Origin of the sequence: Streptomyces calvus (assembly GCF_006782915.1) — a bacterium.
Classification (GTDB): Bacteria; Actinomycetota; Actinomycetes; order Streptomycetales; family Streptomycetaceae; genus Streptomyces; species Streptomyces calvus.
The window spans coordinates 1-23,312 of record NZ_VCNP01000043.1; the positions used below are offsets into that span (position 1 = coordinate 1).

The 23,312-nt window shown below is 73.0% G+C and carries 24 protein-coding genes and 1 tRNA gene; 9 read left to right on the forward strand and 16 right to left on the reverse strand.

Translation table 11 applies throughout. From position 1 onward, the window contains the following. Positions 1-1,233: DoxX family membrane protein (locus FGW31_RS18850; RefSeq protein ID WP_142194613.1), on the forward strand; the 1,233-nt coding region annotated here is incomplete at its 5' end. 243 nt (positions 1,234-1,476) lie between these two features. Here FGW31_RS18850 and FGW31_RS18855 read toward each other — a convergent pair. From FGW31_RS18855 to FGW31_RS18870, 4 genes are all read right to left on the reverse strand, one after another. Beyond that, the gene (locus FGW31_RS18855; RefSeq protein ID WP_142194614.1) at positions 1,477-2,208 is read right to left on the reverse strand and encodes a nucleotidyltransferase family protein; all 732 of its coding nucleotides are present in this window, start codon (positions 2,206-2,208) and stop codon (positions 1,477-1,479) included. A gap of 169 nt (positions 2,209-2,377) precedes the next feature. Beyond that, a complete protein-coding gene (locus FGW31_RS18860) occupies positions 2,378-2,833 on the reverse strand; it encodes a hypothetical protein (protein WP_142194615.1) in 456 nt (151 codons plus the stop codon). A 182-nt stretch (positions 2,834-3,015) separates the two neighbouring features. Continuing rightward, complete coding sequence (locus tag FGW31_RS18865) at positions 3,016-4,104, reverse strand: ABC transporter ATP-binding protein (protein ID WP_142194616.1); 1,089 nt, start codon at positions 4,102-4,104, stop codon at positions 3,016-3,018. Between the two features lie 207 nt (positions 4,105-4,311). Next, on the reverse strand, positions 4,312-5,283 hold the full coding sequence (locus FGW31_RS18870; RefSeq protein ID WP_182675108.1) for a helix-turn-helix transcriptional regulator: 972 nt from the start codon (positions 5,281-5,283) through the stop codon (positions 4,312-4,314). Between the two features lie 142 nt (positions 5,284-5,425). On the opposite strand from FGW31_RS18870, the gene FGW31_RS18875 reads away from it, so the two are divergent. Both FGW31_RS18875 and FGW31_RS18880 read left to right on the forward strand, forming a co-directional pair. Further along, positions 5,426-5,830 (forward strand): DUF3224 domain-containing protein, encoded by a 405-nt coding sequence (locus FGW31_RS18875; protein ID WP_233288602.1) that lies wholly within the window; start codon positions 5,426-5,428, stop codon positions 5,828-5,830. A 97-nt stretch (positions 5,831-5,927) separates the two neighbouring features. Continuing rightward, positions 5,928-6,001: transfer RNA gene (locus FGW31_RS18880), tRNA-Thr, on the forward strand. A 41-nt stretch (positions 6,002-6,042) separates the two neighbouring features. Here FGW31_RS18880 and FGW31_RS18885 read toward each other — a convergent pair. The 3 genes from FGW31_RS18885 to FGW31_RS18895 all read right to left on the reverse strand — a co-directional run bounded on the left by FGW31_RS18885 (position 6,043) and on the right by FGW31_RS18895 (position 9,164). Continuing rightward, positions 6,043-6,939 carry an aminoglycoside phosphotransferase family protein gene (locus FGW31_RS18885; RefSeq protein ID WP_142194619.1) on the reverse strand — a complete coding sequence of 299 codons (897 nt, stop codon included), beginning with the start codon at positions 6,937-6,939 and terminating at the stop codon, positions 6,043-6,045. Between the two features lie 19 nt (positions 6,940-6,958). Next, positions 6,959-7,936: a zinc-binding dehydrogenase gene (locus tag FGW31_RS18890; RefSeq protein ID WP_142194620.1), complete on the reverse strand. Its 978-nt coding sequence runs from the start codon at positions 7,934-7,936 to the stop codon at positions 6,959-6,961. Between the two features lie 67 nt (positions 7,937-8,003). After that, positions 8,004-9,164 carry an NAD(P)-binding protein gene (locus FGW31_RS18895; RefSeq protein ID WP_142194621.1) on the reverse strand — a complete coding sequence of 387 codons (1,161 nt, stop codon included), beginning with the start codon at positions 9,162-9,164 and terminating at the stop codon, positions 8,004-8,006. A 158-nt stretch (positions 9,165-9,322) separates the two neighbouring features. Here FGW31_RS18895 and FGW31_RS18900 point away from each other — a divergent pair, with 158 nt between their 5' ends. Continuing rightward, positions 9,323-10,000 (forward strand): pentapeptide repeat-containing protein, encoded by a 678-nt coding sequence (locus FGW31_RS18900; protein WP_233452519.1) that lies wholly within the window; start codon positions 9,323-9,325, stop codon positions 9,998-10,000. Positions 10,001-10,027: 27 nt separating this feature from the next. Here FGW31_RS18900 and FGW31_RS18905 read toward each other — a convergent pair whose 3' ends face one another. From FGW31_RS18905 to FGW31_RS18915, 3 genes are all read right to left on the reverse strand, one after another. Beyond that, a complete protein-coding gene (locus FGW31_RS18905; RefSeq protein ID WP_142194623.1) occupies positions 10,028-10,690 on the reverse strand; it encodes a hypothetical protein in 663 nt (220 codons plus the stop codon). A 209-nt stretch (positions 10,691-10,899) separates the two neighbouring features. Continuing rightward, positions 10,900-11,400 carry a hypothetical protein gene (locus tag FGW31_RS18910; RefSeq protein ID WP_142194624.1) on the reverse strand — a complete coding sequence of 167 codons (501 nt, stop codon included), beginning with the start codon at positions 11,398-11,400 and terminating at the stop codon, positions 10,900-10,902. A gap of 351 nt (positions 11,401-11,751) precedes the next feature. Beyond that, positions 11,752-12,327, reverse strand: coding sequence for a TerD family protein (locus FGW31_RS18915; protein ID WP_142194625.1), 576 nt, complete (start codon positions 12,325-12,327; stop codon positions 11,752-11,754). Between the two features lie 203 nt (positions 12,328-12,530). Here FGW31_RS18915 and arfB point away from each other — a divergent pair, with 203 nt between their 5' ends. Further along, entirely contained in the window at positions 12,531-12,968 is a 438-nt protein-coding gene (gene arfB / locus FGW31_RS18920) for an alternative ribosome rescue aminoacyl-tRNA hydrolase ArfB (protein ID WP_142194626.1), read from the forward strand. Between the two features lie 60 nt (positions 12,969-13,028). On the opposite strand, the gene FGW31_RS18925 is transcribed toward arfB, so the two are convergent. Next, the gene (locus FGW31_RS18925; RefSeq protein ID WP_142194627.1) at positions 13,029-13,505 is read right to left on the reverse strand and encodes a GNAT family N-acetyltransferase; all 477 of its coding nucleotides are present in this window, start codon (positions 13,503-13,505) and stop codon (positions 13,029-13,031) included. 73 nt (positions 13,506-13,578) lie between these two features. Further along, complete coding sequence (locus FGW31_RS18930) at positions 13,579-14,163, reverse strand: flavin reductase family protein (RefSeq protein WP_182675112.1); 585 nt, start codon at positions 14,161-14,163, stop codon at positions 13,579-13,581. A gap of 315 nt (positions 14,164-14,478) precedes the next feature. On the opposite strand from FGW31_RS18930, the gene cdgB reads away from it, so the two are divergent. Beyond that, the gene (gene cdgB, locus FGW31_RS18935; protein ID WP_142194628.1) at positions 14,479-16,167 is read left to right on the forward strand and encodes a diguanylate cyclase CdgB; all 1,689 of its coding nucleotides are present in this window, start codon (positions 14,479-14,481) and stop codon (positions 16,165-16,167) included. A 116-nt stretch (positions 16,168-16,283) separates the two neighbouring features. Beyond that, positions 16,284-17,219: a carbohydrate-binding protein gene (locus FGW31_RS18940; protein WP_142194629.1), complete on the forward strand. Its 936-nt coding sequence runs from the start codon at positions 16,284-16,286 to the stop codon at positions 17,217-17,219. A gap of 20 nt (positions 17,220-17,239) precedes the next feature. Here the strand turns inward: FGW31_RS18940 and FGW31_RS18945 are convergent, their stop codons facing one another. The 3 genes from FGW31_RS18945 to FGW31_RS18955 form a co-directional block, all read right to left on the reverse strand. Then, positions 17,240-18,169, reverse strand: coding sequence for a 1-phosphofructokinase family hexose kinase (locus FGW31_RS18945; protein WP_142194630.1), 930 nt, complete (start codon positions 18,167-18,169; stop codon positions 17,240-17,242). A 118-nt stretch (positions 18,170-18,287) separates the two neighbouring features. Next, a complete protein-coding gene (gene nagA / locus FGW31_RS18950; RefSeq protein ID WP_142194631.1) occupies positions 18,288-19,433 on the reverse strand; it encodes an N-acetylglucosamine-6-phosphate deacetylase in 1,146 nt (381 codons plus the stop codon). Next, on the reverse strand, positions 19,433-20,377 hold the full coding sequence (locus FGW31_RS18955) for an ROK family protein (protein WP_142194632.1): 945 nt from the start codon (positions 20,375-20,377) through the stop codon (positions 19,433-19,435). The genes nagA and FGW31_RS18955 overlap by 1 nt, the downstream gene beginning before the upstream one ends. A gap of 120 nt (positions 20,378-20,497) precedes the next feature. Here FGW31_RS18955 and FGW31_RS18960 point away from each other — a divergent pair, with 120 nt between their 5' ends. After that, positions 20,498-21,766, forward strand: a complete 1,269-nt coding sequence (locus FGW31_RS18960; protein WP_142194633.1) for an extracellular solute-binding protein — start codon at positions 20,498-20,500, stop codon at positions 21,764-21,766. Positions 21,767-21,791: 25 nt separating this feature from the next. After that, complete coding sequence (locus tag FGW31_RS18965; RefSeq protein WP_142194973.1) at positions 21,792-22,070, forward strand: DUF3263 domain-containing protein; 279 nt, start codon at positions 21,792-21,794, stop codon at positions 22,068-22,070. A gap of 300 nt (positions 22,071-22,370) precedes the next feature. Here the strand turns inward: FGW31_RS18965 and otsB are convergent, their stop codons facing one another. Beyond that, entirely contained in the window at positions 22,371-23,258 is an 888-nt protein-coding gene (gene otsB, locus FGW31_RS18970; RefSeq protein ID WP_142194634.1) for a trehalose-phosphatase, read from the reverse strand. Between the last annotated feature and the right edge of the window lie 54 nt (positions 23,259-23,312).

The window sequence follows — 23,312 nt, forward strand, 5'->3', positions numbered from 1 at the left end:
CACACCGGCGGCGGGTACGGCTACGACGACGACCAGGCCACCCAGCCCCTCGACACGCCGTTCGTCGGCGCACCGCGACCCCCCGGCGACGGCCCCCTGCTGCCCCCGATGCGCACGGCCGGCAGCGCCTACGACGAACCCGCCTACGCCCCGGCCCACGACAGCGGCTACGACGACGACCCCGACGACGAGTTCGGGACCACCGACCGGCGCGGCAGGCGCAACGGCGACGACCCGGCCCGGCACGCCTACTACCCCGGTCGCCGGATGAACCTCGGCGTCGTCCTGCTCCCGCTGCGCGTCTTCCTCGGCGGCATCTCCGTCTACGCCGGCATGAGCAAGCTCTGCGACCCGCTCTACTTCGAGGGCGGCGAACGGGGCTCCATGGTCAAGTGGCTGCACACCCTGCACCCGTGGGACATCGCCGAGCCGCTGCGGCAGTTCGCCCTGGAGCACCCCATCGGATCCGGGCTGGCCATCGCGTTCACCCAGGTCGTCGTCGGCGTGCTGACCGTCCTCGGCTGCTGGCAGCGGCTCGCCGCCGTCATCGGCGCGGCCCTCTCGGCGGCCCTGCTGGTCACCGTCAGCTGGAAGAGCGTCCCCGCCTACGAGACGCCCGACATCATCTACCTCGCCGCCTGGTCATCGCTGATCATCGCGGGCGCGCCCGTCTACTCCGTCGACGGCCGCCTCGCGGGCAGCGCCTGGCGCCGCCTCGGCCCCCGCGCCGACCTGTGGGACCTGCGCCGCCACGTGCTGCGCCGCGGCGCCCTGGTGACCGCGGTGGTGTGCGGGCTCACCATGCTCGTCGGCTCGCTGCTCGGCGGCGCCGTCCGCGACGCCGACCGCGTCGTCGTCCCCGGCCCCGGCGAGGGCCCGCGCAACGAACTGCCCGGCTCCCCGCTCCCGGAGGAGTCCGGTGAGAACGGTCGGGAACAGCGCGACCCGTCCGCCTCGACCTCGCCCACCCAGGGTGCCTCGGGCTCGCCGAGCCCGTCCGCCGGCACCACCAGCACACCCGGGGCGACCCAGGGCGCCGGTGCCGTCACGGGCGCCCCCAGCCAGACCCAGGGCAGCACCGGCCAGTCCCCGCCCCAGCAGTCTTCCCCGGGCGGCCAGGCACCGAGCACCACCTCCGGCCCGACCACGGGCGGCGGCGCCTCCGGAAGCGGCACGCCCAGCGAGGACGGCTCCTCCGGCGAACCCGGCCTCGTGGGCGGCCTCCTGGGGTAGGAACGCCTCACGCGTACGACGGTGGGGTCCCGCACGGACGGCGTGCGGGACCCCACGTGCGTGCGCCTGCGCGCCTGCCCGCGCGCGTGCGAGTGCGCAGGTCACGGTGACGGCGCGTGTGGGTGCGTGTGTGGGTGCGCAGGTCACGCGACGGCAGGTGCGGGTGCGCTGGTCACGGTGACGGCGGATGCGCGTGTGCGTGCGCCGGTGACGGGCACGGCGGGTGCGCGGGATGACGAGGCGTCAGCGGCTCTGCGCCGCCAGCTCCTTCGCGGCCTCTGTCAGGTCCTTCGCGGTGTCGATGGCCCGCCAGTAGGAGCCCTGGGGGATCGGGAACCCGGCCAGCCGCCGCTCGCGCGCCAGCCGCGGGAACGTGGTGCGCTCGTGGTCGCCGCGCTCCGGCAGCAGGGCGGCGAACCCGGCGGAGAAGACGTACACACCCGCGTTGATCTCGAACGTCGACGGCGGGGCCTCGATGAAGTCGGTGATGTGGCCGAAGCCGTCCGTGCGCACCGCACCCCACGGGATGCGCGGGCGGGCCAGGGCGAGGGTCGCGACGGCGTCCCGCTCGGTGTGGAAGTCCGCCATGTCGCGCAGCGAGAAACGGGTCCAGATGTCGCCGTTGGTGGCGTACCAGGGCTGGTCCGGGTGCGGGAGCCGGGCGGCGGCGAACTTCAGGCCGCCACCGCGGCCGAGGGGCTCGGGCTCCACGACGGTGGTGACGGAGAGGGGCAGATCGGCGCTCTCCAGCCACTGTTGCAGCACTTCGGCGAGGTGGCCGCAGGAGACCACCACGTCCGTCACGCCTTCCTCGGCGAGCCAGGAGAGCTGATGGCCGATGATCGGCGTTCCCGTGCCCGGGATCTCGACCATCGGCTTGGGCCGGTCGTCGGTGTACGGACGCAGCCGGGAGCCCTGGCCACCGGCCAGGACGACGGCTTGCACGGGGCGGGACGCGGCACGCGGATCGGTCATGCCCGCACTTTACGCGGCGGCCCGGCGCAGGGCGGGGGAGTGGTTCCGCGGCCGGGAGCGGACGCGGGGAGCCCGCGGGCGTGAACGGGCGGGATACGGCCCCCGGTCGGTGCCGGGAGCCGGGGCGGGCCGGGCGGTTGTGTCACATTCCCGCCCGCCTCACGACGGTCTAGCGGGCGGCGGTGACGACGCCCGTGGCGAAGGAGGTGTCGCAGACCGGGCGCGAGAAGGACTGGGCCTTGGTGGGTCCGTAGACGCGGACCGCGGCCTTGCCGAGGGCGCGGGCGATGGACGCGCAGTGCTTCGCCAGGGACGGCCGGTCGTTCACCGCCTGCTGGAGGTGGGTGAGCGCCACACCCGGGTCCTTCTGCTGCAGTTCGACCAGCAGCGCGTCGCGCAGCACCTCGTGCGGGGCGCGGGCGGCGGCCCGGGACGAGGCGCCGGAGGCGGTGGTCTCCGCCGCGGTGAGCACGGGGCTCGACGGGGTCCCCGACCAGTTGACCCGGGCGACGGCGAGGGTCCCGGAGAGCACCAGGACGACGGGCAGGACGAGGGCGAGGGAGCGGCCGATCCGGCGGGCGGGGCCCCGGCCGCGTCGCGTCTGAGGGGGAGTGGAGTGCTTCACGCGAGTGAGGGTAGCGCCCGGTAGTGAGGAGAAAACATTCCGTCACCGTTACGGGGGACGCGGAACGCTGAATTCCTCGCGGCATGTTGACGCGGCCGCCCGAAATGCCGGGTGTGCCGGGGTATTTGTCGACAACGCGAAGGGCCCCGCAGCGATCTGCGGGGCCCCTTCGGAGAACTGCGTCAGTCGGACAGGCGCGCACCGGTCGACGTCGAGAACACGTGGGTCTCACCCGCGCGCGGCACGACGTGCAGCTGGCTGCCCTTCTCCGGGACGTCACGGCCGCCGACACGGACCACCAGGTCCTTCGACTCGCCGCCGACGGTGGCGGTGCCGTAGACGAAGGCGTCGGAGCCGAGCTCCTCGACCACGTTCACGGTGACCGCGACACCCTGGTCGGAGTCGGCGCCGGCCACGTCGAAGTGCTCGGGACGGACACCCACGGTGACCGTCTTGTCGGAGGTGGCGGAGAGCGCGTCACGCTGCACCGGCACCACCGAGTTGCCGAACTTCACACCGCCGTCGGCGATCGGCACCTCGATCAGGTTCATGGCCGGGGAGCCGATGAAGCCGGCGACGAAGAGGTTCGCGGGCTTGTCGTACATGTTGCGCGGCGTGTCGACCTGCTGGAGCAGACCGTCCTTGAGGACCGCGACGCGGTCGCCCATGGTGAGGGCCTCCACCTGGTCGTGCGTGACGTACACGGTGGTGATGCCCAGGCGGCGCTGGAGCGAGGCGATCTGCGTACGCGTCGACACACGGAGCTTGGCGTCCAGGTTGGACAGCGGCTCGTCCATGAGGAACACCTGCGGCTCACGCACGATGGCGCGGCCCATGGCGACACGCTGGCGCTGACCACCGGAGAGCGCCTTCGGCTTGCGGTCCAGGTACTCGGTGAGGTCGAGGATCTTCGCGGCCTCCTCGACCTTCTGCCGGATCTCCGCCTTGTTGACGCCGGCGATCTTGAGCGCGAAGCCCATGTTGTCGGCGACCGTCATGTGCGGGTAGAGCGCGTAGTTCTGGAACACCATGGCGATGTCCCGGTCCTTGGGCGGCAGGTGCGTGACGTCGCGGTCACCGATGCGGATGGCGCCGCCGTTGACGTCCTCGAGCCCCGCGAGCATGCGGAGCGAGGTGGACTTGCCGCAACCGGACGGGCCGACCAGGACGAGGAACTCGCCGTCCGCGATCTCGATGTCCAGGGCGTCGACGGCGGGCTTGGTGGAACCCGGGTAGATCCGGGTCGCCTTGTCGAACGTGACAGTGGCCATGGTGAATGGTCCCCTTCTACCGGCAGGAACGTGCCGGACGATCCGAGTAGGAAGGCGGTGCCACGACGGGTGTTCCGTTGTGGTGTGGTCCACAGGAGTGAACTGGCTCAGGACGGTACCCGGCGTTCACCTGGTTGTCAGTAGTTCCAGGGCTGTGAATTTCGCGGAAACTTTCGACGGCGGAGCGACCCCTCGCCGTCGGCACGGTCAGGATCCCGACGCGTACCGGTCCGCCAGTACCGCCACCGCCGCCGCGACCGCCCGCCGCAGTCCGACCGGTGCGAGCACCTCCGCCTCGACGCCGAGCCGCAGCAGGTCGCCCGTCGCCACCGCCTCGGACTCCACGGGCAGTTCGACCTCCACCCAGCCCTGCGCGTCGGGCGGCCCGGCCTCCGCGAGCGCCCGCGCCCCCGCCGCCCCGAACTGCATCGGCAGCAGCTTCCTGCCGCGCGGCGAGAGCCGCAGCCGGGCGGTGTCCTGCCGCAGCGCCGCCTCCAGCCGCCGGGAGGACTCCGTCCAGTAGGCGGCCAGGTCGAACCCGGCGGGCCGGGTGAACTCCTCACCGGTCTCCGTCACCGACCGGAAACGCGCCACCCGGTAGGTGCGCACCGCGTCGTCCGCGAGTGCCGCGAGGTACCAGATGCCGCCCTTCAGTACGAGCCCCAGCGGACGCAGCTCCCGCCGCACCTCGCCGCGCCAGCGCCGGTAGTCGGTCCGCAGCACCCGCTGCTCCCACACCGCCCGCGCGACCGTCTCCAGGTGCGGCACCGGATCGGCGTCACGGAACCAGGCCGGCGCGTCCAGGTGGAACCGCTCGCGCACCCGCCGCGCCTGCCCGGCCGGTCCGTCCGGCAGGGCGGCCTCCACCTTCAGCTGTGCGCTCGCCAGCACGGCCCCCAGACCCAGGTCCCGGGCCGGCCCCGGCAGTCCGGCCAGGAACAGCGAACCGGCCTCGGCGTCGGTCATCCCGGTCAGCCGGGTGCGGTAGCCCTCCATCAGGCGGTAGCCGCCCTCCGGCCCGCGCTCGGCCCGCACCGGCACCCCGGAGGCGCCGAGCGCCTCGATGTCCCGGTAGACGGTGCGTACCGACACCTCCAGCTCGGCCGCGAGTTCGGGCGCGGTCATCCGGCCGCGGTTCTGCAGCAGCAGGAGCAGGGCGAGGAGCCGGTCGGCGCGCATGCGCGGCATTGTCCCGCGTACCTGACAGGAGGTGTCAGGTACGGCGGAAACGATGGCCGGACCAGGTCGGCGGCGGGACCGTCCGCGCCGACGGCCCGACGTGCCGCACACAAGCGACGAAACGCAAGGAAAGGGGACGCCCGTGCCCGCGATCACCGGTCACTTCACCTTCACCGACTGGAAGGAGAACCCCGTCACCGAGGAGGGCACCGTGCCCCGCCTCGCGCACGCCACGGTGACCAACACCTTCTCGGGCGGCATCGAGGCCGAGTCCACCACCTGCGACTACGCGATCGCCTACCTGACCGGGACGACCGGCGCCTTCACCGGCGCGGAGCTGGTCGGCGGCCGGGTCGACGGCCGCCCGGGCACCTTCGTGCTGGAGGAACGCGGGCGCTTCGAGGCCGACGGGAGCGTGCACTGCTCCTTCGAGGTGGTCGAGGGCTCGGGCACCGGGGAGCTGACGGGACTGCGCGGCAGCGGCGGGTTCACCTACCGGCACGGGCAGACGGAGGTGCCGTACACCTTCACGTACGAGCTGGAGTGAACGGGCGGTGAGCGCCCGGGGGCGACTCCGGTGCGCTCCCACAAGTGCGTGGCTCGGCACGAGCGGCTCTGTGTACAGTGGACCAGCCTTTGCGCGTGCCTCCTTAGCTCAGCCGGCCAGAGCAGGTCACTTGTAATGATCAGGTCGTCGGTTCGAATCCGACAGGGGGCTCCGGTGGATCCCGGGTCGGACCGTTTCCGGCCCGGGATTTCTCATGCCGTGCGGGCGCGCAGGCGGCGGGCGATCTCCAGGTCCGCCTCGTCCAGCGGGCGGCCGTCCTCGATCTCCCACAGGCAGTTCTGCAGCACCCGCCCGTACGTCCACGCGCGGGCCCGCGCGCGGTCGAGGCCGAGGACGTCGGTCATGGCGTCGAAGCGCCAGCCGATGTCGTCGGCGTCGAAGTTGTTGGCCAGGGCGGGCCACAGGTCGAACCCGGGGTCGCCGGCCAGTGGCTTGGGGTCGATGGCGAGCCAGGGTGCGCGGTCGGCGGCGAGGACGTTCTCGTCGTGCAGGTCCCAGTGGAGGAGGCGGTCGCCGGGTTCGTCGGCGACTTCGCGTACGGCGGCGGCGCAGTCGGCGACGAGGCGGCGGGCGGCCGGGTCGGGGATGTGTTCCAGGGCCCGGGGTGTCCGTTCCAGCAGGGCGGCGGCGATGTCGCGCAGGTGGCGCATGCCGGGGGGTGCGGGGGTGGTGTGGAGGTGGGCGAGGAGGCGTGCGATGACCAGGACGCCTTCGTGGACGTCGGGCTGGTGGGCGAGCATCCGGGAGGCGTCGAGGCGTTCCAGGAGCATGGTGCCGGTGGGTTCGTCGTGGTCGAGGAGGCGGACGGCGCCGTCTCCGTTCCACAGGCGCAGTGCGACCGGTTCGCCTTCGCTCTCGTGGTCGCGGATCTGGAGCTTCAGTACGGCGGGTGTGCCGTCCGTGCGGTCGACGGGGAGGACCAGGGCGCTCACGCCGTGCATGGGCGCCCCGGTGACGTGCAGTTCCCAGCGGTCCAGGAAGGTGGCGGCGAGGTCGGGCAGGGCGGCGATGAAGGCGCGGCCCGCTTCCTTGTTGAACTTCTCCTGGGCGGCGGCGAGTTCGGCGGGGATCTCGATCACGTGTCGCACGGTAGCGGGGTGGGGGCGGTCATGGCTCCAGGACGACTTTTCCGATGGTGTTGCGGTTCTGCAGTGCTCGGTGGGCGGCGGCTGCCTCGGCCAGGGGGAAACGGTGCACGGTGGGGGTGAGCCGGCCTTCGGCGGCTTCGGTGAGGGCGCGGAGTTCGAGGGTGCGGAGGGGGTCGGGGCCGCCGGCCTTTTCCAGCATGGCGGGGCCGAGGACGTTGGTGGAGACGCCTTCGACGAGGTGGGGGCGGCTGGTGTCGCGGATGCCCTGGGAGGACCAGCCGAAGACGATGTGGCGGCCGTCGGTGGCGAGGAGGCCGAGGGCCGTGCGGGTGATGTCGCCGCCCACGCCGTCGTAGACGACGGTGATCCGGCCGCGGTGTGCGTCGAGCCGTTCGGTCCAGGCGGGGTCGGTGTAGTCGACGGCGAGGTGGGCGCCGGTGGCGGTGACGTGTGCGGTTTTGGCGGGGCCGCCGGCCAGGCCGATGACGGTGGCGCCGGCGTTCCTGGCGTACTGGACGAGGAGGGTGCCGATGCCGCCGGCGGCGGCGGGGACGAGCACGGTGTCGGTGGGTCCGGGTTCGGCGAACTGCACGATGCCCATGGCGGTGCGGCCGGTGCCGATCATGGCGACGGCTTGGGCGTGGTCCAGGTTGCGGGGGATCTCGTGGAGGCGGGTGGCGTCGGTGACGGCCAGTTCGGCGTAGCCGCCGGGGGTGAATCCGAGGTGGGTGACGACGTGGCGGCCGAGCAGGTGCGGCGGGGCGCCGTCGCCGAGTGCGTCGACGACTCCGGCGACCTCGCGGCCGGGGACGGTCGGGAGGGTGAGCGGGGTGGGGGCCGGGCCCTGGACGCCTTCCCGCAGTGCGGTGTCGAGGAGGTGGACGCCGGCGGCGCGGACGGCGATGCGGACCTGGCCCGGGCCGGGTCGGGGGTCCTCGATCTCTTCGTAGGTGAGGTTCTCGGCCGGGCCGAAGGCGTGGAGTCGGACGGCGTGCATCGGTGGGTCCCCCCGGTGGGCTGTGTGGCCGGGCCGTGTGGCCCGTCGTGGCGTTCACTGTTCGGCCTCAAGCGGACTTGAGGTCAAGTTCGTGGCGGCCGAGGGCGAGGGAGACGGCCGTGAGGGCGCTGTTGAAGGAGACCTCGGAGAGGAGTCCGGGTGCGGCGACCTGGTCACCGGCGAGGTAGACGCCGTCGCCGCGGTCGATGGCGGGGCGGTCGCGCCAGCTGGTGCCGGGGAGGTCGACGGCGCCGGTGCGGCCGTTGGAGAGCGCGTCGCGTCGCCAGGTGAGCCGGTCGCGCCAGCCGTCGAAGGCCAGGTCGAGGAGTTCTTCGGCGCGGGCGGCGCCGTGGGCCTTGGTCTCGTGGGGGGCGATGGGGATCTGGCCCTGGATGAGTTGTTCGCCGGTGGGGGCGAGGGTGCGGTCCTGTGCGGTGAACCGTTCCAGCCAGCCGGGTGCGTCGAGGTCGGAGACGGCGAAGGCGTCGCCGCGGCGGGGGCGTACGGCGAGGTCGATCAGGACGGTGCGGCCGCTGGGCCAGGTCAGGGTGGGGTCGTCGAGGAGGCGGCGGGCCGAGTCGAGTGAGGTGGCGACGACGACGGGGGTGTCGGTGGGCAGGGTGTCGACGCGGGACAGGGTCTCCATGCGTACGCCGAGGTTCCAGGCGCGGGCGGCCATGCGGTCGACGAGTCCGCCCCAGCCGCCGCGCGGGTAGGTGGCTTCCGGGGGGAGCTTGGTGGCGCGGCGGAGGCGTTCCTGTACGAAGGCGGCGGAGAGGGAGCCGGGGTCGTGGTGGAAGAGGGCGACGGCGACGTAGTGGGCGGCGGCCCGTGCGGCTTCCTCGCCGGCGATGCCGGTGGCCCAGGTGCGGAAGTCGGTGTCGACGGGTGCTTCGGTGCCGTTTCGGCGCAGCAGCTTCAGCAGGGCGAGGGGTGGGGTGCGGCGCAGTGTGCCGCGGTGGCGCAGCCGCAGCCGGGCGGCCTCCAGGGGCGGGAGGGGGGCGAGCGGGCCGATGAGGCCGCGCTGTCGGAGCCAGGTCCAGTGCGGGCCGCCGTTGTAGAGGGCGTGGGGTCCGTCGTTGGTCCGGTAGCGGCCCTCGGCGGTGCGGGCGCGGCCGCCGAGGGTGTGGTGGGCCTCGTGGACGGTGACCTTGGCGCCTGCCTCGGCGGCGGTGATGGCCGCGGTGAGTCCGGCGAATCCGCCGCCGATGACGGTGATGCGGTGCATTGCTGGGTCTCCCTTGGTGGGGGTCGCCTTCCGGCTGGTGCCGCTGGGGCTGTGGCCGGCTGTCCGGGGGTATGACGCGGTGCGGCCTCCGGGATGTGACATGCGGGGTGTTTCCGCAGGTCGGGGTGGTTGTCAGTGGTGGGGTGCAGCATGGGGGCATGGTGCGGCGAGCGGTGGGTGGTCCGGGAGTGAGGGGGGCGCGGCGTCCGGAGGTGCGGCTGCCCGTGCTGGAGTGGTTCGAGGGGGGTGGGCTGGAGCCGGACGGGGACTACGACGGGCTGGAGTTCCGGGAGGCGGACCTGTCGGGGCAGGACGGCGGCGGGGCGCGTTTCATGGACTGTGCGCTACGGGGGTGCGCGCTGGACGGGACGCGGTTGTCGCGGGCGCGGGTGCTGGACTCGTCGTGGGCCGGTGTGCGGGGTGTGGGTACGGATCTGGCGGAGGCGACCTGGCGTGACGTGGAGCTGACGGATGCGCGTCTGGGCGGGACGCAGTTGCACGGGGCGGTGCTGGAGCGGGTGCTGGTCCGCGGCGGGAAGATCGACTTTCTGAACCTGCGGGGGGCCCGGCTGAAGGACGTGGTCTTCGAGGGCTGTGTGCTGGTCGAGCCGGACTTCGGCGGGGCGCGGCTGGAGCGGGTGGAGTTCGTCGACTGCGCCGTGAAGGGTGTGGAGTTCTCCGGGGCCGTGCTGAAGGACGTGGACCTGCGCGGTGCCGCCTCGCTGGAGATCGCGGGCGGGGTGGACCGGCTGTCGGGTGCGGTGATCAGCACGGCCCAACTGCTGGATCTGGCGCCGGTTCTGGCGGGGGAGCTGGGGATCAGGGTGGAGGGGTGAGGGGGGTCGGGGCGGGGGCGTCCGAGGTCATGGGCTCTCGTACCAGCCCTCGGCGCCGGCTCCTTCGGACGGGTCGAAGGACTGGTGCAGCGCGACGAGGGCGTTGACGAGTCGGGGGTCGACGGCGGAGGTCAGCAGCCGGAAGTCCTCGGCCACGGCGCGGAAGACCAGGTGGGCCCGGCCGGAGGTGTCGCGCCAGATGATCCGCCGGGGCGGGCGGATGCCGCCGTCGCTCTCGCCCAGGAGGCTGGTGACGAGCCATATGAGGCTGACGGGCAGTCCCAGGGGCCACCAGAGCGCCCACCACATCAGGCGGCCCTGGTATCCGTGGAGGTGCGGGCCGGTGACGGGGTGCACGGTCCACCGGGTGCGGCCGGGCCGGAAGGCGCGGCGGCGGCGCAGCTCGATGCGTCCGACCGGTGCGCCGGAGGGGTCGAGGACCAGGTAGACGGCGGGGCGTCCGCTCAGCCGTGAGCCGAGGGTCTGCTCGGTGACGACGCGGGCGAGCGGGGTGCCGTTCTCGGCGTGGAGGTGGAAGGCGCGTGCCGAGCGGAGGCGGTCGCGGGCGGGGCGGTCGGGGTCGGGGACGAGCCGGACGGCCGGGCCGAGGGCGTCCGGGGGTCCGTCCCGGACCACGGCCGTCGGTGACACCCCGGGGTGCAGCCGGTAGGTCACACGCTCCTGCGTCACTCGTCCTGCCCCCTTGGTCCTGCGCCGCCGGTCCTGCTCCGCCGGTTCTGTGTTCCCGGTCCTGCGCCGCCGGTTTTTGCCGCCGGTCCGTGTCACGGTCCTTCGGTCGGTCCGGTGCCGCCGGTCCTGCGCCGGTTCCCGGTCCTCGTGCCGCCGGTCCTGTGTCGTCGCTCCGGCAGCGATGTTCTCATCGTGGCGGCCGGGTGCCGTCAGGGGGTGCGGGGGAAGCGGGCCTGGAGGGTCCAGATGGCCGGGTTGTCGGCGAGGCCCTCGTGGAGGTCGGTCAGGTCGGCGATGAGGTCGTGCAGGAAGTCGCGGGCCTCGCGGCGGAGTGCGGTGTGCGGGAAGGTCAGCGGGGGTTCGGACGCCGGAAGCCATTCCGCCTCGATGTCCACCCAGCCGAAGCGGCGTTCGAACAGCAGGCGGTCGGTGGACTCGGTGAAGTCCAGCTCCGCCCGCTGGGGGCGGGAGGCGCGGGATCCGGCCGGGTCCCGGTCGATGCGCTCGACGATGTCGCACAGCGCCCACGCGAAGTCGAGCACCGGCACCCATCCCCAGGCTGTGGACAGCTCGCGGTCCGACTCGGTGTCGGCGAGGTACACGTCGCCGCAGAACAGGTCGTGGCGCAGGGCGTGGACGTCCGCGCGGCGGTAGTCGGTCTGCGGGGGGTCCGGGAACCGGTTGGAGAGGGCGTAGCCGATGTCGAGCACGGGGGTGATGGTGTCACGCCGGGACGTTCCGCCGGACCCGGCGTCCGACGTGGGCGGCCCGGCCTGACGACGCGGGCGGCCCCCGGGTGTCACGACGCGGGCGGTCTGGTCTGACGACGCGGGCGGTTCCGGTGTCACGACGTGGGCGACCTGGCCTGACGACGCGGGCGGACCCGCCGACCCGACGCGGGCGGTTCCGGGTGTCACGACATGGGCGGCCCGGCCTGACGACGTGACCGGACCCGCCGTGACGTCGTGGGCGGCCCCGGTGCGTGTCGCCGGGCGCGCCGGAGCCCCCGGCCTGTCCGGTGTGTCGGCGGCCGGGGGCTCCGGTGTGCGGGCGGGCGTCCGTCAGACGTTCACGCCGAAGTCCTGGGCGATGCCCACCAGGCCCGAGGCGTAGCCCTGGCCGACCGCGCGGAACTTCCACTCCGCGCCGTTGCGGTACAGCTCGCCGAAGACCATGGCGGTCTCGGTGGCGGCGTCCTCCGACAGGTCGTAGCGGGCGATCTCGGCGCCGCCGGCCTGGTTGATGATGCGGATGTAGGCGTTGCGCACCTGGCCGAAGTTCTGCGAGCGGTTCTCGGCGTCGTAGATCGACACCGGGAAGACGATCTTGTCGATGTCGGCCGGGAGGGCGGCGAGGTTGACGTTGATCGCCTCGTCGTCGCCGGCGCCCTCACCGGTGCGGTTGTCACCGGTGTGGACGATGGAGTTGTCCGGGGTCTGCTTGTTGTTGAAGAACACGAAGTGGGCGTCGGAGTACACCTTGCCCTGCGTGTTGACCGCGATCGCCGACGCGTCGAGGTCGAAGTCCGTGCCGGTGGTGGTGCGGACGTCCCAGCCGAGGCCCACGGTGACGGCGGTCAGGCCCGGAGCCTCCTTGGTGAGCGAGACGTTGCCACCCTTGGACAGGCTTACAGCCATTGTTGGGAGTCCCTTCCCTCGTTTACGTACGGCTAGAAGCTACAGCTACTCCATTGAACGCGGAGAGGGGTGCAAGAGGTTCCAGGTCTCTTTACTTTCTTTACTCGTGTCCCGGTTCCGGGTTCCGGCTCTGCTTCCGCATGCGGTTCCCGGTTGCCGGATCCGCGATATTCGGATGACGTGGACCGGTCAGAGGCGGGAACATGTACGGCATGTCCGGTCCCTATCCCATCCGCGGTTCCGTCCTCCTGCCCGAGGCCGAGCTCATGTGGCGTTTCTCGCGGTCCTCCGGGCCCGGCGGACAGCATGTGAACACCAGCGACTCCCAGGTCGAGCTGCGCTTCGACCTCGCCCGCACCGAGGCGCTGCCCGAGGTGTGGAAGCAGCGGGCGCTCGAGCGGCTGGCCGGGCGGCTGACGGACGGGGTGGTGACCGTACGGGCCTCCGAGCACCGTTCGCAGTGGCGCAACCGCGAGACCGCCGCCGTACGCCTCGCGGCGCTGCTCGCCGAGGCCACCGCGCCCCCTCCCAAGCCCCGCAGGCCGACCCGCATCCCGCGCGGCATCAACGAACGACGGCTGCGGGAGAAGAAGCAGCGCTCCGAGACGAAGCGGGGGCGGTCCGCGCGCGACTGGGGATGACCCGCGCGCGACTGGGGATGACCCGCGCGTGACTGAGGGTGATCCGCGGCGGGCGGCCGCTCAGGACAGGTCGAGCACGCCGACCGTCTCGTCCTCGACGACCTCGCCGTTCTTCCGGAAGCCCAGGCCCAGGTAGAAGTTCTCGGGGCCGTGGTCGCCGGGATGCCAGGAGACGTAGAGCTCCTTCGTGCCGCGGCGGCGCAGCTCCGCCGCCACCGCCTCCACGGCGAACCGTCCGTACCCCTTGCCCTGCTCGTCCGCCGCGATGTTCAGGCGCCACAGTCCGGAGCGGACGACGCTGCCGCCGTCCTCGTGCCAGTCGATGTCGAGGAACGCCATCAGGAAGCCGACCGCGCGGTCGCCGTCCATGATCAGGCGGGGCCAGGCGGCGTCGCGGTGGACGTACGCCTCGGCGAGGGACTTCACCACCGGCGCGACCGCGAATTCCTGGTCGGGGCGGACCCGTATGCCGAGGGCGGCGTCGAGGTTCTTCGAGGTGATCTCTTCGAGTCGCACAGTCGTGGTCGTCGTCGTCATCCGGGCACCCTAAGCGCGGAAATCACCGCGCGTAAAAGGGATTTCGGGCCCGGCGGCAAAGTCCGCGGGATGTTCAGCCCAACTGGCGGTAACGGCCCCGGAAATACGTGAGCGGACCGCCTTCCGCGCTCGGTACGCGGGCGGTCAGCACGCGGCCGATCACCAGGGTGTGGTCCCCGGCCGGCACCCGCTGTTCGGTGCGGCACTCCAGGGTCGCCAGCGCGCCGCCCACCAGCGGCGCCCCGCTGTACTCGCCGCGGGTGTACGGGATGTCGGCGAACAGCAGCCGGTCGCTGACCCGGCCCCGCATCGCGAAGCGGCCCGCGATGTGCCGCTGGCTCTCGGAGAGCACGGAGACCGCCCACAGCGGCTGTTCGTCCAGCAGTTCGTCCATGCGGGCGCCGGTGCGCAGGCTGACCAGCACCAGCGGCGGGTCCAGGGAGACCGACAGGAACGCGGTCGCGGTCATGCCGACGTCCTCGCCGGCCGGCGCCCCGGGGTCGTCCGGGTCCAGCGGCGGCTCCTGTGCGGTCACCAGGACCACGCCGGCGGCCAGACGGGACATCGCGGCGCGGAACTCGTCGTTGCTCACCCCCTCAGCATGCCGGGCGGCGGACGGAACGGTGATCGCTGACGGGGCGGGTGGAGTGTTCGGCACACCGGAAACGCTAATCTCCGCTCCGCGGCCACCGCATCGGGCCCCGGCCCGATGCGGGACCTAGGACCAGCGCCCGACCCGGGCACGGGTCGCGCACAACCTTCACAAAAAAGCGTTCGGCAAAGGCAGGGGAGAACCGCGGAAAGATCCCGCAATTGTTCACGTTTGCCTGTGACTTGAGTCACAAGGGGCAGTAATTGTTGACCCTGTGTACCGAGTGGGCAGCGCGCTGTGATTCAGTGGCGGGGAAGCTGCTGGGACGATACGCCGAAGAGAACCCTTGATTCGCTGCGAGGTCTCGGGGGGAGGGCGAGGATGGAGACCGAGTCGGAACCCTACGTCCGTCTTGCGTCGCTGCGACAACTGCACCGGGCCATGGCCGACATGAACACGGCCCGCAGCCTTGCGGACACGTTGCAGACGGTCGCCGACGGCGTCGTGGGCGCCCTCGGGTACGAGCTGGCCTGCGTCAACCTCGTACGCCCCGACGGTGACCTGGTGGTCGCCGCCCTGGCCGGCAACACCGCGGCCGAGGCCCTCATCACCGGCCGCGTCGGCTCCCGCGACTCCTGGGACCGGCGCCTGCACATGGGCGAACGCTGGGGCGACCTGGTCTTCATACCGCACACCGAGGGCTGGGTCCTCGACGACGACGACGTCCCGCAGTGGTACACCGACGGGCCCGCGCCGCGCTTCGAGGACGAGTGGCACCCCTCCGACCGCCTCTTCGCCCCGATGTACGCACCCGGCCCGCAGGGCGGCGGCACCTCCGGCGAACTGGTCGGCGTGCTCTCCGTGGACCGCCCGCGCAACGGCCGGCGGCCCGGCGCCTGGGGCCGCGAGGCCCTCCAGATGTACGCCTTCCAGGCCGCCATCGCGATCAGCAACGCCCGGCTGCGCTCCAACATGCAGCGCGCCCTGGTCCGCCTGGAGCGCGAGCAGCAGGCGCTGCGGGCCAGCGAGGAGAGCTTCCGGCAGGCCTTCGAGTACGCCCCCTCCGGCATGGCCATCGCCGAGATGGGCGGCGACCAGCACGGCCGGATCCTGCGCACCAACGACGCCCTGTGCCGGCTGCTCGGCCGCCCCGCCTCCGCGATGCGCCGCTACTCCTTCTCCGACCTGGTCCACCCCGAGGACATAGGCACCCTGCTCCGCACCTCCGCCGAGGGCGGCCGGGCCGAGCTGCGCCTGGGCCGCCGCGACGGCAGCTACGTCTGGGTCAGCCTGCGCAACTCCGTCGTCGCCGACGCCGCCGACGGCCCCCGCTTCCTCCTCACCCACGTCGAGGACATCGAGGAGCGCAAGCGCCGCGAGCTCCAGCTCGCCCACCGCGCCTCGCACGACTCGCTCACCGGACTGCCGAACTCCGCCGAGCTGCGCGCCCGGCTGTCCGCCCGGCTGTGCCGGCAGCCGCCGCACGGCGCGCTGCCCGCCGCCGTCGACTCCATGGCCCCCTACGAGTCCTTCGACTCCCAGGACGCCGCCTACGGCTCGGCCGCCTTCGACCGGGGCCACGACTTCGACTTCCCGCCCGGCAGCGAGGGCTTCGACGGCTACGACCACCACGTGCACACCGTCGCGCCCGCCGCGGACTACGACGACGGCACCAAAGGGCTCGCGGTGCTCTTCTGCGACCTCGACGGCTTCAAGTCGATCAACGACCGGTTCGGGCACAACGCGGGCGACGCGGTGCTCATCGAGGTCGCCCGCCGGCTCAGCAACGGCGTCCGCGACGGCGACACCGTCGCCCGGCTCGGCGGCGACGAGTTCGTGATCCTCGCCGACGGGCTCGGCCGGGCCGACGCCCAGGACCTCGCCGTCCGGCTGCGCAACGAGATCATCCAGCCCATCCGTGCCGAGGGACGGGCCGTCCGGGTCGGCGCCAGCTTCGGCATCGGGTGGGCGCACTGCGGAATGACGGCGGACGAAGTGCTGAAGTCCGCCGACGAGCGGATGTACGTCGAGAAACGATCTCGTCCCAAACAGCACAGACGCGCGGGATGAACCGCAGGTCAGCGAGTTGATGCGGTCTGCGTCACCCAATCGGGGGACGGGAAGCGGGTAGGCTCGCCATCTCACCACTCGTACCGCACCCGATCCGCAGCTAGGAGCACCAAGGGATGACGCCCGGCAACAACGGCGCGAGCACGCCCGAGGACGACGACCCGTTCGGTTACCTCTACGCCGACGGGCAGGCCAACGGGGCCCAGCCGCCGTCCGGTGGCTACGGCTACCCGAACTCGGTCAACCGGGTGCGGCCGGTCGGGTCCCGTCAGTACGGCCAGGCGGGGCCCGCTCCGCAGGCGCCGCAGCAGCAGGGTGTCTACGGCCAGCCGAGCGCGCACTACGCCGCCCCGGAGACGCTGCCCGGCGGCGCCACCACCGTCCAGTCGCACCAGCCCGGTCACAGCGGCGGACGCGGCGGCGGCCGGGGCCGCGGCCCGAACACCAAGGGCCTGCTCATCGGCGCCATCGCGGTGGTCGCGGCGGTCGTGATCGGCATCTCCGTCGCCATGATCGGCGGCGACGACGAGGACAACGGCGACAACCAGGCGGGCCCGACGCCGACCCAGTCCCAGGACACCTCCGAGCCCAGCTCGTCCGCGAGCGACGGCGAGGGCGAGGAGGTGAAGCTGCCGACGATCGACGCGAAGGCACTCCGCCTGGACGGCGGCGCGGTGACGGCCTCCGACATCAAGGGCGCCAAGGCCGACGGCGGCGTCTACGTGGCGGGCTTCAACAAGGTCGGCGCGAAGGTCACCTGGACTGTCAACGGTGTCAAGGAAGGCACCTACCGGCTCTACGTGGGCTACGGCACCCCGGGCGAGGACGCCAACGCCACCGTCGTGGTCAACGGCAAGGCCGAGACCCGTCCGCTGAACATGCAGAACTTCGGCGGCACGCCCAAGGGCGACTGGGAAAAGGGCTGGAAGACCACCTGGGCCAACGTCAACCTGACCGACGGCACCAACACCATCGAGCTGGCCTGCAACGAGGGCAACCAGTGCAACGCCGTCCTCGACCGGTTCTGGCTCGAAGCGGAAACGGGCGCCTGAGGCCTGTCCGGCCCAGGTCGCTAGGCCGCGTTCGCTTCCCGGGTCACCGTGACCTTGGCCAGCAGCTCCTCGTACGTGTCGTGGTCGAACTCGCCGGCCGTCGGGGAGACGACCGTTGCCGTGGACAGGGCGACCGCGCGGGTCAGGCGGTCGGGCCAGGGGCGGTGATCCGTCAGCGCCGACAGCAGGCCCGCGACGGCCGAGTCGCCGGCGCCGGTCGGGTTGCCGCGCAGGCGGGCCGGCGGGGCCGCGCGCCAGCGGCCCTCCGGGGTCACCGCGAGCAGGCCCTCCGCGCCCAGTGAGGCGACCACCGCGCGGGCCCCGCGCCGACGGGCGTCCTGGGTGGCGCGCAACGGCTCGTGGAACCCGGTCAGTTCGGCCAGTTCGTCGGCGTTCGGCTTGATGACGTCGGGCCGCCCGGCCACCCCACGGCGCAGCGCCGCCCCGCTGGTGTCCAGCAGCACCGGCACCCCGGCCGCACGCGCGGTGCGGACCAGCCCGGCGTAGGCGCCCACCGGGACGCCCGGCGGCAGGCTGCCGCACAGGGCCACCGCCGTCACGGACGCCAGCAGGTCCTCGTAGACCTCCTGGAAGGCGGACCACTCGGCGTGGCTGACGGTCGGACCGGGCTCGTTGAGCTGGGTGGTGCCGCCGGAGCGCTCGTCGACCACGGCGACGGTGCGCCGGGTGGTGCCCGATATCGGGACCAGCGCGTCCACCAGGCCCGGCACCTCGGTGAGCCGGTCCCGCAGGATCCGGCCGGTCGTGCCGCCGGTGAAGCCGGTGACCGTCACCTCGTGGCCGAGGGCGGCGAGGACACGGGCCACGTTGACGCCCTTGCCGCCGGGGCGTTCCGTCACCTCGGACACCCGGTGGGAGCCGCCCGGCCGCAGGGACGGCACGCGATAGGTGATGTCGAGAGCGGTGTTCAGCGTCACCGTGAGGATCACCGGGCCGACCTCCCCTTTTGTCTGCGCTCGCCGTGTGCCGCGGGGTCACGATCATGCCAAACGGACGGCGGTCGGCCCACCCCTCGGACCGGCTGCCGTCCGCCGGGCACGGGACGGATCAGCCCAGTTGGGGATCGACCACCCATTCCCCGCGGCGCATGACGCCCTTGAGGGTGAAGTCCTCGTCCAGCACCACCAGGTCGGCGTCCTTGCCGGGCTCCAGCGAGCCGATCCGGTCGTCCAGGCCGAGCAGCCGCGCCGGGTTGGCGGAGATCGCGGCGACGACGTCCTCCACGGGCAGCCCGTCCACCGTCACCGCCCGCTGGAAGGCGCGGTCCAGGGTGAGCGTGGAGCCGGCGATCGCGCCGCCCTCCACCAGCCGGGCCACACCGTCCGCGACCTCGACCTCCATGGGGCCGAGCATGTAGCGGCCGTCGCCGAAGCCGGCCGCGTCCATCGCGTCGGTGATGAAGGCGACCCGGGCGGCGCCCGCGCGGTGGAAGGCGAGCTGGAGCGAGGCCGGGTGCAGGTGCGTGCCGTCGTTGATCAGCTCGACGGTGACCCGCTCGTCCTCCAGCAGGGCGGCGACGGGGCCGGGGGCGCGGTGGCCGAGCGGCGGCATCGCGTTGAACAGGTGCGTGGCGACGGTGGCGCCCGCGTCGATGGCCTGCACCGTCTGCTCGTAGGTGGCGTCGGTGTGGCCGACGGCCGCGATCACGCCGTGCTCGGTGAGCAGCCGCACGGAGGCCAGGCCGCCCGGCAGTTCGGTGGCCAGCGTCATCATCCTGGCGTGGCCGTGCGCGGCGTCGATCAGCTTGCGGACCTCGGCCGGGTCGGGGTCGCGCAGCAGGTCCTCGTTGTGCGCGCCCTTGCGGCAGGGCGAGATGAACGGGCCCTCGAAGTGGATGCCGGCGATGTCGCCCTGCTCGGCCAGCTCCGCGAGCATCGCGGCGTGCCGGGCGAGGAAGTCCAGGTCGCCGGTGACGGCGGAGGCGACCACTGTGGTGGTGCCGTGGGCGCGGTGGGTGCGCACGCCGTGGAGGATGTCCTCGGCGGTGCCGCCCGCGAAGGAGCTGCCGCCGCCGCCGTGGTTGTGGAGGTCGACGAAGCCGGGGACCAGCCAGTGGCCGGACGCGTCGAGCGTTTCGGCGTGCTCGGGGGCCGTGGCGGCGATCCGCGTGCCCTCGACGATCACGCGGCCGTCGGTCACGGTCCCGGTGGGCAGGACCACCCGGGCACCGGTGAGAACCGTGGTGGGGGCCATCAGGTGGTTACCTCCGAGGGGTCGGTGGGATCGATCAGGTCCCAGGCGAGGAGTCCCGCGCCCAGGCATCCGGCGGTGTCCCCGAGCGCGGCGGGGACCAGGGACGGCAGCTTCTGGAAGGTGACCCGCCGCCGGACGGCCTCCCGCAGCGGTGTGAACAAGGTTTCCCCCGCCTCGGCGAGCCCGCCACCGATGATCAGCGTGCGCGGGTCCAGCAGGGTGAGCGCGGTGACCAGCCCGTCGGCCAGGGCGTCGACCGCCTCCTGCCACACCTCGATGGCGCGTGCGTCACCGGACGCGACGGCCTTGGCACAGTCGGCGGCGTCCGCGCCGGGGTCGCCGCAGGCCGCGGCCCACGCCTCGCTCACCGCCGAGGCGGACGCGAACCGCTCCAGGCAGCCGCGCTGACCGCACGGGCAGGGGGCGCCGCCGGGCCGTACGACGATGTGGCCGATCTCGCCCGCGAAGCCGTGCGCGCCCGCCTCGACCCGGCCGTCGATGCCGATGGCGCCCGCGATGCCGGTGCCCAGCGGCACGAACAGGAACCGGTCGGCGCCCCGGCCCGCGCCGATGCGGCCCTCGGCGAGCCCGCCGGCGCGCACGTCGTGGCCGAGGGCGACGGGGATGCCGCCGAGCCGTTCGGCGAGCAGAGCGCGCAGCGGGACGTCCCGCCAGCCGAGGTTGGCCGCGTAGACGGCGACGCCGTCGGCCTCGTCGACGATCCCGGGGACGGCGACGCCGGCGGCGGACGCCGGTTCGCCGTACCGGTCGATGCCGTGGGCGCGCAGGTCGCGGGCGAAGACGAGGATGTCGGCGACCACCGCGTCCGGGCCGCGCTCGCGGCCGGTGGCCCGGCGGGCGCGGTGCAGCAGCTCGCCGTCCGCCCCGACCAGGGCGGCCTTCATCCCGGTGCCGCCCACATCGAGGGCGATGACATGTCTCACGGGAACAGTGTGGCCCGGCCACCCACAAGAGGTCTAGTCCACTCACGTGGTGTAGACCTTAATCCGACTATCGAAAACGTTTCGGATGGCGCGGGTGCGCCGGGGCAGGAGTACGAGCACGTGCAGCGGCGGGTCAGGACAAGGACGATCGCGGTGGTGTCCGCACTGGGACTGATGGGAGTCCTCGGCGGATGCGGCGTCGGCGGCGGCTCGTCGGACGTGACGCTGAAGCTCGTCGCCGCCGACTACGGCGACAGCGCCGCCAACAGCTCCAAGAAGTACTGGGACGAACTGGTCCAGCGGTACGAGTCGGAGCACCCGGACGTGAACATCGACGTCAGCGTCTACTCCTGGACCGACGTCGACCGCGAGGTCAAGGAGATGGTCGACGCGGGCAACCCGCCGGACATGGCGCAGATCGGCGCGTACGCCGACTACGCGGCCGAGGGGAAGCTGTACAAGGTCGGCGACCTGCTCTCCATACCCGTCCAGGCGGACTTCCTCTCGCAGCTCGCCACCGCGGGCGAGGTCAACAGCGTCCAGTACGGCATGCCGTTCGCCTCCTCCACCCGCCTGCTCTTCTACAACAAGAAGCTGTTCCGCGAGGCCGGCCTCACGCCGCCGCAGACCTGGGACGAACTCGCCGCGGCCGCCGAGGCGTTGCAGGACCTGGGCGTGAAGTACCCGTACGCGCTGCCGCTCGGCCCGGAGGAGGCGCAGGCCGAGACCATGCAGTGGCTGCTCAGCGGCGACGGCGGCTACAGCGACATCACGAGCACCTACAGCATCGACTCGGTGCAGAACGTGCAGACCTTCACCTGGCTGAAGGACGAACTGGTCGGCAAGGGCCTCACCGGGCCCGTCGCACCGGGGAAGCTGGACCGGGCCGAGGCGTTCGCCGCGTTCGCCGCCGGCGACGTCGGCATGCTCAACGGCCATCCCTCGCTGATGGAGATCGCCGGGAAGAAGGGCGTGGAGTACGGCATGGTGCCCACACCGGGCGTCGACGGCGAGAGCCCCACCACGCTCGGCGTCGCCGACTGGATGATGGCCTTCAACCACAACGGCCACCGCGACCAGGTCGGCGACTTCCTCGACTTCGTCTACAGCGAGGAGAACGTGCTCGACTTCTCCCGCGACTACAACCTGCTGCCGGTCACCAACTCCGCCTCCCGTGCGATGGCCGCGTCCGCCGAGGACAAGGACCTCAAGCCGTTCCTCGACCAGCTGCCGACCTCCGAGCTCTACCCGGTCGGCAACACCTCCTGGGCCACGGTCAACGCGGCGATCAAGAAGGAGATCGGCAAGGCGGTCGCGCCCAACGGCAGCCCCGAGGGCGTCCTCGGCGGCCTCCAGGCGACGGCGACGCGCGCGGAGAACGCGGAGTAGCCTGCGCACCATGGAGATGGGGGACATGGGGGACGCCGCCGGGGACGCGGGTGACGGCAGGCACGAGGAGCGCGAGTCCGGCCGGCTGGCCCGGCGCGAGCAGGACATCCTCGCGCTGGAACGCCGCGGCTTCGCCGGCCCCGGTGTGAAGGAGCGGGCGATACGCGAGGATCTGGGCCTGGCGCCGGTGCGCTACTACCAGCTCCTCAACGCCCTCCTCGACGACCCGCGCGCCCTCGCCCACGACCCGGTCACCGTCAATCGCCTCCGCCGCGTCCGCGACACCCGCCGCGCCGAACGCTGACGACGATCGCGCCGCGACCGAGCGTCGAGCCCCCTCACGTCGCGAACGCCGAGGTCCGTCCCGCCGCGCGGAACGGGGAACGCGGAGGCGCCGTCGCGCCGTGCGGAACGCGGAGCACTGAGGCCGGTCCCGCCGCGACCGAACGTCGAGGCCCGTCGCGCCGCGCGGAACGCCGAACGCTGAGGCCCGTGGCGCCGCGGCCGAACGCCGAGGTCCGTCCCGCAGCGGCCGAACGCGGAGGCTCGTCCCGCAGCGGCCGAACGCCAGAGGCCATCCCGCCGCGCCGGACGCCGAGGCCCGTCAGTCGAGCCGGTCCGCCAGCGCCCGCAGCAGGCGTACGACCCCGGCGGGGCCGTCGACCACCACGTCGGCGCGGTCCCGCACCTCCGTGACCTCGTCGCTGCCGCTGCACACCAGCAGGCCCGGGGTGCCGGCGGCGCGCAGTTCGTCGACGGCGGTGAAGGCGGGCAGGTCGCCCAGGTCGTCACCGGCGTACAGGACCGACGCGGCGCCGATGTCCCGGGCGTACTCGGTCAGCGCGACGCCCTTGTCCATGCCGGGCGGGCGCAGCTCCAGCACCATGCGGCCGGGCTCCACGATCAGTCCGTGCCGCCCGGCGAGGTCGGCCAGCGGGCCGCCCAGCGCCTCGAAGGCGGCCTGCGGGTCGTCGGCGCGGCGGGTGTGCACCGCCACCGCCCGGCCCTTCTCCTCCACCCAGGTGCCCTGCCCCGCGCCGGACCGGTCCAGCAGCCCCGGCAGCTCGGCGCGCACGGCGGCGACACCGGGGTGCGGGGCGGGCGCGGTGACCGTGCCGGTGGCGGCCTCCCAGCGTTCGGCGCCGTAGTGGCCGAGCACGACGAGGTGCTCGAGACCGGCGACGCCCGCGAAACCGCCGTTGCGCACGGCCACTTCGGCCGGTCGGCCGGTGACGACCGCCACGGAGGCCACCTTCGGCGCGAGCGCGGCGAGCACCGGCACCGCGTCGGGGTGCGCGCGGGCCTGCTCGGGGTCGGCCACGATCGGCGCGATCGTGCCGTCGAAGTCGAACGCGATCAGCGCCTCGCCCGGCCGCGCGAGCAGCGCGTCCAGCCCTTCCCGCCCGGCCCGCGTGCCGGGCACCGGCAGGTCGCCGCCCCCGTCCCGCGTGTCCGTGTCCTTCGGTTCCGTGGAATCCGTGTGGCTGCCCATACCGCCAACCTATCCACGCCCGCCCGTCCGCACGCCTGTGTGAGGGGCCATACC